Below are 9977 nucleotides of genomic sequence, written 5' to 3'. Positions count from 1 at the left end.
AAAATTACTGGAGAAGTACTGTGAGGCCACTGCCACATCGGCCGAGGAAAAGGAATTGAAGGCCTACTTTGCACAGGATACGGTAGCACCGCACCTGGAGCAATATGCCCCGATGTTCACCTATTTCTCCAAAGCCAAGGAAGAGCGTTTCACCCGGCAGGTTTCCCTAAAAACCAGAAGATATATATATCAGTGGGTTTCTGTAGCCGCAGTAGCCGTAATTGCCCTTGGCCTGTTCTTTGGTAGGGATTACCAGGAACAAAAAGAGGCAGAATATGCTTACCAGGAGACCCGGAAAGCATTGAGCTTGTTAGCCGAAAATCTGGATCGTGGTACCCAGAAAGTGGCTTACCTGAATGAGTTTGAAAACACAAAACAAAAAATTTACAAAAACAATTAAAAAGCGAACAGTGATGAAAAAGACCATGCTAATTGCCCTTGTGGCACTTTTACCCCTGACCGGATTTTCACAATCCATCTTTGACAAGTTCGAAGACCTGGATAACGTAAGTTCGGTGATCATCAACAAGAACATGTTTAACCTTTTGGTGAAAATGGATGTTGATGTTGACGACCCCGAGGCCCGGGAATTTATGGATATTGCCCAGAGCTTGAGTGGCCTGAAGGTATTTGTTACCGAAGACAAGGCAGTTTCTGCCGACATGAAGGCCACGGTGGATAAATATCTGAGATCTGCCTCTCTGGAGGAATTGATGCGCGTAAAAGACAAAGACGCCAATGTTAAATTCTATATCAAAAAAGGCAGGGATGATGACCATGTAAGTGAGCTCCTGATGTTTGTTACCGGCATCAATAACATGGACGTTGAAGTTAACGACCGAAAGATAGAAACGGTATTGCTCACCCTCACCGGGGATATTGACCTGACCAAGATTGGTTCCCTGACCAAAAAAATGGACCTTCCCGAGGAGTTGAACAAGGCCGAGAAGAAGAATTAAGAATTGTATTATCCGTAGCGGCAGTCCTTCATGGGCTGCCTCCAGCGGGTATCATCATCCATAAACCAACAAAAGATGAAAAAAATAATAATCGCAGGCCTCGCTCTTATGAGCGTACTGTTTTTTGAGGCGTGCTCCTCAACACAGAGCCTGCAGGAATACTATATAGACAATTCGGAAAACCCGAATTTTATCTCCCTAGACCTGCCCACCAGTATCCTGAATCTGGAGGAGGCAGACCTTACGGAAACACAACGCAAGGCCCTGAATTCCCTGAGGAAGCTGAATATGCTGGCCTTTAAAAAAACCAAGTCCAATGCGGCAGAATATGTAGCAGAGAAAGCCAAGGTTAGTGCCATCCTTAAAAACAAGGATTACAAAGAATTGATGAAGCTCAATTCTGAATATGGTAAAGGCGTAATTAAGTACCTGGGGGAAGACGATGCCATTGACGAAGTGGTGATCTACGGGAGTAGTGACGACAAGGGATTTGCCCTGATAAGAGTACTCGGGGATGATATGAACCCTGCTTATATCATGCAACTGATGAAGGCCATCCAGAAGTCAGACTACGATGAAGATGCCCTGGGTGATATCGGAAAGTTCCTCAAAGGCTAAACATCAATCAAAAACAACCAAAATAATCCCATTGCCGTTGAGGCGATGGGATTATTTTATTCTGACCGATTATTTCGTCCCCGGAACTAAAGGTATCATTTAAAAGTTTGGTACCTTGGTATTTTCTAACCTTATAAACGAATTAATCATGGAAAATGCACAACTATGGATAGATAGAGGTATTGATTTTGTAGTAGACTACGGCCCCAAAATCTTGGGAGCAATCCTTTTGTTCATTGTTGGTAGCTGGGTGATCAAAAAGATCGTCGGGCTTTCCCAAAAAATGATGTCTAAAAGCAACTATGATGAATCCCTGCAGCGCTTTCTGCTAAATCTGACCTCATGGGCATTAAAAGTTTTATTAATCATTGTGGTGGTTTCTACCCTGGGTGTGGATGTGACAACATTTGCGGCAATAATAGCCGCTGCCGGACTTGCAGTAGGCCTGGCGCTACAGGGTTCCTTATCAAATTTCGCCGGAGGTGTTTTGTTGATGATTTTCAAACCCTACCGGATAGGAGATTTAATAGAGGCTCAGGGGGAATTAGGAGTTGTCAAGGAGATTGAGATCTTTACTACTAAGATTATCACTCCACAAAACAAATTGACGATAATTCCTAATGGGGCCATGGCCAACGGGAATATCACAAATTACACTGCTGAGGGTAAAATCAGGGTCGATACTGTAGTTGGTGTAAGCTATGATGAAGATATAAAACAAGCCAGTAAGGTCTTACTGGAAGTGCTTACCAGTAATGAAAAGGTCCTCAAAGACCCTGCTCCATCGGTGAATGTGCTGGAACTGGCAGACAGTTCGGTAAACTTCGCAGTACGGCCATATTGTAAACCGGAGCACTACTGGGATGTTTATTTTGCCACCATTGAAGGAAGTAAAATTGCACTCGACAAGGCAGGAATAGAAATTCCATACCCACACCGTGTGGAAATACGGAAGACTGTATAGGGCATTTGGTATACCGATGTATTACAAGCCTGTGTAATTCTGTGGGCTGATCCCTCTCATTTCGGCTTTAATATCATCAGAAACATCTAGCTGGTTGATAAAAACCGCAAGGGTTTCCTTTGAGATCTGTTCATTCTTACGGGTGAGTCCCTTAAGTGCCTCATAGGGGTTAGGATATCCTTCCCGCCTAAGGATGGTTTGAAGGGCCTCGGCTACCACGGCCCAGTTCTGATCCAGGTCAGCTTTTATTTTGTCTTCGTTAAGGAGCAGCTTATCCAGTCCGGTTAGTGTAGCTTTAAATCCAATCAGGGTATGGGCGAAGGGTACGCCAATATTCCTTAGCACAGTGCTGTCAGTGAGGTCGCGTTGCAACCTTGAGATGGGTAATTTGGCAGACAGATGCTCGAATACGGCATTGGCAAGGCCCAGGTTACCCTCAGAATTCTCAAAATCTATGGGATTTACCTTATGTGGCATTGCAGAAGACCCAACTTCACCTTCCTTGATTTTCTGTTTAAAATAGTCCATGGAGATATAGGTCCAGAAATCCCTGTCCAGGTCGATCAACACCGTATTGATCCTTTTCAGGTTATCAAAGAGCGCTGCCATGTGGTCATAGTGTTCGATCTGGGTAGTGGGAAAGGAGTGGTGGAGGCCCAGTTTTTCCTGAACAAACTGCTTGCCAAATGCTTTCCAGTCGATCTCCGGGTAAGCCACCTTATGGGCATTGAAGTTCCCGGTAGCGCCACCGAATTTAGCGGCACTGGGAATATCATTTAACAGGTTGAACTGTTCTTTAAGACGGGTCACGAATACCTGCACTTCCTTGCCCAGACGGGTAGGGGAGGCGGGTTGCCCGTGGGTCCTGGCGAGCATGGGAATGGTTTCCCAAGCTTCGCTGAGATTTTCCAGTTTCTCAAGTACGCGATTGTATTGGGGGACATAAACTTCATTCATAGCCTCCTTAAGTGCGTAAGGGATGGCGGTATTATTGATGTCCTGGGAAGTAAGGCCAAAATGTACGAATTCCTTGTACGCTGCCATTCCCATTTCATCCATTTTTTCCTTGATGAAATACTCTACGGCTTTTACATCGTGGTTGGTGACCCCTTCAATCTCTTTAATCGCGGTGGCATCCTCCTGTTGAAATTCCATATAGAGTTCCCTTAGCTGATGGAAATTATCAGGGTCAAAATCAGATAACTGGGGCAGGGGAAGCTCGCAAAGTGCAATGAAATACTCTACCTCCACAAGGATGCGGTACTTGATCAGGGCGGCTTCCGAAAAGAAGGGGGCGAGTGACTCGGTCTTACTGCGGTATCTGCCATCCACCGGGGAAATGGCATTGAGTTTTGTCAATGACATGGGTTGCTCACATTAGGGTTGCTAAAGGAAAAGGCAAAGATACTCATTTCGCGAGAGCTATGGAATATCGTAAATCACCAACATCCTTATTTCGTGTTATCCGCTTAGCCCCTTTAACACCTGCCTCGCCCTGGCCTGATAGGCCGGGCTTCCCTGCTGATAATTTTGTTCGAGGATGAGCTTCAGTTCCGGATGAACCCATAGGAAACGGGTTCCCAAATGGTAGAGGCAGGACATGGCATAGGCCTTAACCGCCACCTTCTGCTCGCTTATCAACCAGTCAAAGCAAGCTGTGGTCATTTGTTCGAGCTGGATATCTGATATAGAGTTGACCACGTGGGTTTCTTTTTCCTTAAAGTACCCCAGAACCAGGGATTCACATATTTTAGCCAGCGGCCTTACGGAACTGTCAAGGGTGATCTTACCCAAATTAGAGATGAGTTGGTTGAGGTGTGGCAGTAAAAGATGGAGGTGATCCCTTGCCAGGACCTCCAGCACCCAACTTGCCTTGCACGATATGGGGTCCTCATCTAAACAAGCGATCCCGATCAGCGATGAAATTGTTTCCGGGGAGTCTGCAATCCCGTAGGCCATATTCATCCTAGATTCCAGGGTTCCGTCCACAAATTTTAGAGATTCAATTAGTTCCAAATTGGACACAAAGTTGTATTTTTCGACGCAAACAAACGACCAGGAAAATAATAAAAAAAATAGCCCTTGCCTTGCTCATCATTTTGATTGGTATGCAGTTCTATCGTCCAGAAAAAAATACGGATACCACGGATCATCTGGCTGCTTTCCTCACGGAAACCAACCCTCCTGAAGAAGTCCGTGTGGTATTAAAACAGGCTTGTTACGACTGTCACAGCAACAATACCATATATCCGTGGTATAATAATATTGCACCCGTTTCCTATTGGTTGGCTGACCATATCGACCATGGAAAAGGGCACCTGAACTTTTCCGAATGGGCGGAGTATTCCGATAAGAAAAAAGACCACAAACTTGAAGAAGTGGTAGAAGTGACTGAAAAACAGGAAATGCCCCTGAATGAATATACCTGGACCCATGAAGAAGCCAAACTAACCGATGCACAGCGGGAAGCCCTGATCGAATGGGCGGAAAAAACTAGGTTGCTTTACGAATTAGGTCAGCAACCAGAGTAGGTACCCCTTCCGCTGCTTTTTTGGCCAGCACGGTAAGGTTGGGAAGATCGCCCTCTGACAGGGTAGGCTTCGGGTCAACCAAATAAATAGGGATCCCAGCAGGAGAATAATGGATAAGTCCTGCCGCAGGATATACCTGAAGGCTCGTACCAATGACCAGCAGCAGGTCTGCTGTTGCCGTGATATGAGCCGCCAGTGGCAAAAGGGGTACTTCTTCACCGAACCAGACAATGTGGGGGCGTAACTGGTGGCCCTCGGGGCAGGAGGAACCCAGTACAAGGTCCTCTTTCCAATCCAGCACCAAACTGGGGTTGCCTGTACTGCGTACCTTGAACAATTCCCCGTGTAAATGCACCACATTAGTACTTCCTGCGCGTTCGTGCAGATCATCAACGTTTTGTGTAATGATACTTACCTCATAATGGGCTTCCAACTTCGCCAGGGCCTCATGGCCTTTATTAGGGTAGGCCTGTAGCAGCTGCCGCCTGCGCTGATTGTAGAACTCGAAAACCAGCTCCGGATCTTGTGCAAAGCCTTGTGGTGATGCCACTTGCATTACATCATGCCCCTCCCATAAACCGTCTTCATCGCGAAATGTCTTTAATCCGCTATCGGCACTCATTCCCGCTCCCGTTAACACCACAACCTTTTTTCGCATACCGGAATATTGTTTGTTAAAGATACGTTTTATTATCTTGGAGGAATGGTAGATCTGGACCTGCTACAGTACCTGGAAACCTTTATTACCCCTCAGAGGAGGCAACGCTTTATAGATATTCTTGAATTGCGTACACGCTATATAACTGTGGCCTTGGAAGATGTTTTCCAGATGCATAACAGCAGTGCAGTGATACGCAGCTGCGAGGTATTTGGTATACAGGACAGCCATCTGATAGAAGCCCGCTTCGGGAAACGACTTGACAAGAACATTGCCCTCGGCGCCCAACAATGGGTGGACGCATATTCCTACAGCGATAGCCTGAGTTGCATAAAAGCCCTAAGGAAGAAAGGCTATACCATTGTGGCCACCACCCCGCATGCGGACGCAAATCTGTTGGAGGATTACGAGATAAAAACGCCCATAGCGGTATTCTTTGGCACAGAGAAGGAAGGCCTCAGCGAACACGTGCTCAGCGAAGCGGACGAAGCCATCAAAATTCCCATGGTAGGCTTTACTGAAAGCCTGAATATTTCGGTTGCCGCCGCCATTATCCTGCAGCACCTTTCGGCCAGGCTACGCAAATCCAATCTCCCCTGGCAATTGAGTGATGCAGAAAAGTTGGAAAAGCGGATGGACTGGACTAAAAAGTCCATCAGGCACGTGGAAGACATTCTGAGCCGTTACCAGGGCAGCAGATAAATTTCATATCTTTAAGAGAACCAATCAATTAAACAAAATGGAAATAGCACTCTACATTCTGTTGGGGATCGTATTGCTGGTCATCTTTTTGGCAGCTATTGCCCCGAAATCGTACAACGTATTCCGGTCTGTTGAAATCGCTAAACCCAGGGAGCAGGTATTTGATTATCTGCGGTATCTCGAAAAACAACGGGAATGGTCGCCCTGGGAGAAAAAAGATCCGGACATGGAACACAAATTAACCGGAACAGACGGACAGGTAGGCGCCGTTAGTTATTGGAACGGCAACAAGCAGGTTGGGGAAGGAGAGCAGGAAATCACAAAAATTGAAGAAGGTAAAAGGATTGAGGGAGAATTGCGGTTCTTCAAGCCCTGGAAGTCAACCTCTGATTGCTATCTGGATGTGGAAGATGCAGGATCTGGAAGTACCAAGGTTACCTGGGGATTTAGTGGTAAAAACAAATTTCCCATGAGTATTTTCATGTTGTTTATGAATATGGATAAGGCCGTGGGCAAAGACTTCGAAGAGGGGCTGGCGAGCCTGAAATCAAAACTGGAAAGTTAATTGTTAACCCATGGAACACAACATGGTAGGCTGGTTCGAGATTCCGGTAACGGATATGGACCGGGCCAAAAGGTTCTACGAAGCCGTATTTGAAGTTGAAATATCCATCCACGACCTGGGCGGCCTGGTTATGGGCTGGTTTCCCTATGAGGAAGGGGTAAAAGGTATCTCAGGCTCACTGGTAAAACACGAAATGTACCGTCCCTCTTATTTTTCCGGACCCCTGGTTTACTTTTCAAGCAGAGACGTAAGCATAGAACTTGCCCGAGTGGAACAAGCGGGTGGAGAGGTGATGCGCCCAAAAACCGAAGTAGGTGGTGGGTTTGGATTTATGGGCCTGATCAAGGATACTGAAGGCAATCGCATAGGATTACACTCCAGATCCTGAGCTTTGCCGATTAATCAGCCAGTTCCAGCAGGGCAATATCGTATTCATTATCCAGGGTCACTTTTCCGTTGGTTACCATTACCGCAGTCTCGGAGTAGGCGTCATATAATTGTGTCCCATCGCCAAAAAAACCTTTGACCCAGAGGGATTTTTTGCCTTTGGGCAGTTCTAGGCCAATCGCCACCTTATCCCGATAGTCCCCATCCGTATAGGTGCGGCTAAACACATAGGGTGATTTTGCAAGGCGCTTGTGCCTTCCGGCACCCACTGCGGGATGCCTTTGCCGGAATTTACCCAGTTTCTGCCAGTGTTTCAGGAGCTTTCGTGTCTCAGGCAGGCTGTCTATTTCACCCCAATTCATAAAGGAGCGCAAGGTGGCATCTCCTACCGTTCCTTCGATGGTGAGATCCCTGCCCGACTCATCCCCGTAGTATATCTGAGCGGTACCCGGCGTGAGCAGTAGCATATTCGCATGCAAATACCCCTTCTCTCTGTCTTTGTCAAAAGGGGACCCATCGTCATGTGAGGTGAGATAGTTTAACGTTCCTTTCCCTTTCAACTGCTTTCGCAGCAGGCGATTATATTTCCTGAAAACGGTTTCATAATCCTTGTTGGCATCTACCTTCAGTTCAAAATTGATCAGGCTTTGGAAGCCATAGTCAAAATAATCTACGGTCCGGTCTCCGAAATCAAATTTTCGTCCATTCGAAATACCGTAGTTATAAACTTCACCAACCATAAAGAAAGGAGTGTCGTCAAGGACGTCACCTGGATGTTTTTTCTTCCAGTTTTCAAAAGCATAAGCAGCCTCCTTGTAGAGTTCCGCCCATGCCTTTTCGTCTGCATGCTTTACGGTATCTACCCGAAAGCCATCAATCCCGAGGTCGTTTACATAATCGGTTAGCCATTTGATGATGTAGAATCGCGGGGCCCTTGGATAACCGGTGCGCTCAAAAAAGAGCTGCAGTTCGTCGAGCTCATAGCTCAGCCTTCCTTCCTGTTTCCACTTGGCCAGCAGGGCATCGGGAAGCTCAACATTCTCGTCTTTCTCAGTATAGATATCCGGTAAATTAGCGACCAGGGTGCAACTGGTGGTATTCTCGTACGTTGTGAATTCACATGTAGGTTCTGTACGCACCCAATCCTCTGGCCAGACGGGATCTTCGTCTGTTACAGGACCTGTGTGGTTGATCACTACATCCATCAATACACGGATGCCTGCCTTGTGGGCTGTTTTTACCAGTGCTGCCAGTTCTTTCTTGGTTCCAAAATTCGGATCCAGCGCTGTCCAGTCTTTGGCCCAGTAGCCGTGATAGCCATAGGTGTTACCGGTACCTTCATCGGTATCCCCATGGATCTGTTCCACCACAGGGGTAAACCATATTGCGTTGACTCCCAGATCAGTAAAATAACCTTCCTCGATCTTCTGGGTGATACCGGCAAGGTCTCCGCCCATAAATCCCCTAAGGGGCCCGGTAGGGTTGGTCCGGTCAAAATTCACGTCATTTTCGGTCTTGCCATTATGGAAACGGTCGGTTAAGAGAAAATAGACATTGGCACCTTCCCAGACAAAGGGCGCTGTTACTTCAGATTTAGGGAGGCTGTCATTCAGGGAAGCGGTTGCATTTTTGGGAGTATTCCGCTCAAGTTTACAGCTGAGAAAAAGAGAGCAAATTGCAATTGCAATGAGCAGGTTTTTCATGATCTTGGTTTTAGGTAAAGCTATAAAATGCCTGGGGAATTATAAAATAATATTCCATCGTCCTGCTAAGGCAGATCAGGATAGTTCTTAAGGGTTATGTAATCCTCAGCTATACAGGTCAGCTCAATTCCCGCGGTTGAGGATGCGGAACTCCTCATAACAGCTGCTGATCGCATCAAGGATCTGCAGGTCATTTGCTGTCATGATAAAGGATTTGGAATAATTGCAGTTCGACAATATGTCCTCAATATCCACTTTTTCGAGCTGCAGCAGGGCTGTAAGCGTCTCACGGTCAAACTTGCTTGCCAGGAGGTCCCTGATTTCATCGTCTTCTTTCATTTGCCTAAGCTTGCGCATTTGGCGCGGTTTTTTCCCGAACAGGTTCCTGAGGAGGTCGGCCGGGTTCATGATGGCCCCCAGCACTTTGGTAACTGCACTCGGGCTTTTATTCCCGGCTTCATAGCTGGCGGGCAGGCCCGATATGCTATATTGGTATGCGGTGTTAATAGGAAGGTTGCGCACGTCGATTTCCAGATAGCCCGTCAGTTGATAAGGGGTTATTATGACCTCTTCCAGGGCGTAAGCTAGCTCTGTAAGGGCGATTTTAGTATCCCGGAATCGGAACATGTCATTGGTAATCCTGATTTTCTGTGATTTAAATCCGAGATATGAAAAATAAAGGGTGTCATTAACTGCTGCCGGGATAACAAACTCCCCCTTCTTGTTCGTTATGGTGCCAACTACCTTATTGAGGTTGACCACGTGAACACTCTCCAAAGGCCCGTTGGTTTGCGCATTTACCACTACGGCCCTTATTTCCCCCTCCTGCATTTCAGGAGTTTTTTCCTGTGCCATGATGGGGGTAAGCAGGGTGAAGAATAAAAGGGTTA

General features: G+C 46.7%; 13 protein-coding genes. 8 read left to right on the top strand and 5 right to left on the bottom strand.

The genetic code is table 11. The features are described from left to right. Positions 1-7: 7 nt before the first annotated feature. The 4 genes from AC4E7D_RS07015 (at position 8) to AC4E7D_RS07000 (ending at position 2541) form a co-directional block, all read left to right on the top strand. The gene (locus AC4E7D_RS07015) at positions 8-400 is read left to right on the top strand and encodes a PG0215 family putative anti-sigma factor (protein ID WP_490173101.1); all 393 of its coding nucleotides are present in this window, start codon (positions 8-10) and stop codon (positions 398-400) included. 13 nt (positions 401-413) lie between these two features. Continuing rightward, positions 414-959, top strand: coding sequence for a DUF4252 domain-containing protein (locus tag AC4E7D_RS07010; protein WP_490173099.1), 546 nt, complete (start codon positions 414-416; stop codon positions 957-959). A gap of 75 nt (positions 960-1034) precedes the next feature. Beyond that, on the top strand, positions 1035-1577 hold the full coding sequence (locus AC4E7D_RS07005) for a DUF4252 domain-containing protein (RefSeq protein ID WP_490173098.1): 543 nt from the start codon (positions 1035-1037) through the stop codon (positions 1575-1577). Between the two features lie 148 nt (positions 1578-1725). Further along, the gene (locus AC4E7D_RS07000) at positions 1726-2541 is read left to right on the top strand and encodes a mechanosensitive ion channel family protein (protein ID WP_490173097.1); all 816 of its coding nucleotides are present in this window, start codon (positions 1726-1728) and stop codon (positions 2539-2541) included. Positions 2542-2562: 21 nt separating this feature from the next. Here AC4E7D_RS07000 and purB read toward each other — a convergent pair whose 3' ends face one another. Both purB and AC4E7D_RS06990 read right to left on the bottom strand, forming a co-directional pair. Further along, positions 2563-3906: an adenylosuccinate lyase gene (purB, locus tag AC4E7D_RS06995; protein ID WP_490173096.1), complete on the bottom strand. Its 1344-nt coding sequence runs from the start codon at positions 3904-3906 to the stop codon at positions 2563-2565. A 96-nt stretch (positions 3907-4002) separates the two neighbouring features. Beyond that, on the bottom strand, positions 4003-4566 hold the full coding sequence (locus tag AC4E7D_RS06990) for an adenylosuccinate lyase (protein WP_490173095.1): 564 nt from the start codon (positions 4564-4566) through the stop codon (positions 4003-4005). 62 nt (positions 4567-4628) lie between these two features. Here AC4E7D_RS06990 and AC4E7D_RS06985 point away from each other — a divergent pair, with 62 nt between their 5' ends. Further along, complete coding sequence (locus AC4E7D_RS06985) at positions 4629-5072, top strand: heme-binding domain-containing protein (protein WP_490173094.1); 444 nt, start codon at positions 4629-4631, stop codon at positions 5070-5072. Here the strand turns inward: AC4E7D_RS06985 and AC4E7D_RS06980 are convergent. Continuing rightward, positions 5035-5730 carry an SIR2 family NAD-dependent protein deacylase gene (locus AC4E7D_RS06980; RefSeq protein ID WP_490173093.1) on the bottom strand — a complete coding sequence of 232 codons (696 nt, stop codon included), beginning with the start codon at positions 5728-5730 and terminating at the stop codon, positions 5035-5037. The genes AC4E7D_RS06985 and AC4E7D_RS06980 overlap by 38 nt on opposite strands. A 45-nt stretch (positions 5731-5775) precedes the next feature. Here AC4E7D_RS06980 and AC4E7D_RS06975 point away from each other — a divergent pair, with 45 nt between their 5' ends. Genes AC4E7D_RS06975 through AC4E7D_RS06965 form a run of 3 tightly spaced genes read left to right on the top strand, consistent with a single transcriptional unit; the run spans position 5776 to position 7385 of the window. After that, positions 5776-6432, top strand: a complete 657-nt coding sequence (locus AC4E7D_RS06975) for a TrmH family RNA methyltransferase (protein WP_490173092.1) — start codon at positions 5776-5778, stop codon at positions 6430-6432. 37 nt (positions 6433-6469) lie between these two features. Beyond that, positions 6470-6997, top strand: coding sequence for an SRPBCC family protein (locus tag AC4E7D_RS06970; RefSeq protein WP_490173091.1), 528 nt, complete (start codon positions 6470-6472; stop codon positions 6995-6997). Between the two features lie 10 nt (positions 6998-7007). Next, complete coding sequence (locus AC4E7D_RS06965) at positions 7008-7385, top strand: VOC family protein (protein WP_490173090.1); 378 nt, start codon at positions 7008-7010, stop codon at positions 7383-7385. Between the two features lie 10 nt (positions 7386-7395). On the opposite strand, the gene AC4E7D_RS06960 is transcribed toward AC4E7D_RS06965, so the two are convergent. Both AC4E7D_RS06960 and AC4E7D_RS06955 read right to left on the bottom strand, forming a co-directional pair. Continuing rightward, entirely contained in the window at positions 7396-9087 is a 1692-nt protein-coding gene (locus AC4E7D_RS06960) for an alpha-amylase family glycosyl hydrolase (RefSeq protein ID WP_490173089.1), read from the bottom strand. Positions 9088-9210: 123 nt separating this feature from the next. After that, a complete protein-coding gene (locus AC4E7D_RS06955; protein WP_490173100.1) occupies positions 9211-9942 on the bottom strand; it encodes a carboxypeptidase-like regulatory domain-containing protein in 732 nt (243 codons plus the stop codon). Positions 9943-9977 lie beyond the last annotated feature (35 nt).

Source organism: Lentiprolixibacter sp., from assembly GCF_982873095.1.
The sequence above is the reverse complement of the archived record's forward strand: the minus strand, read 5'-3'. Positions and strand labels throughout refer to the sequence as shown.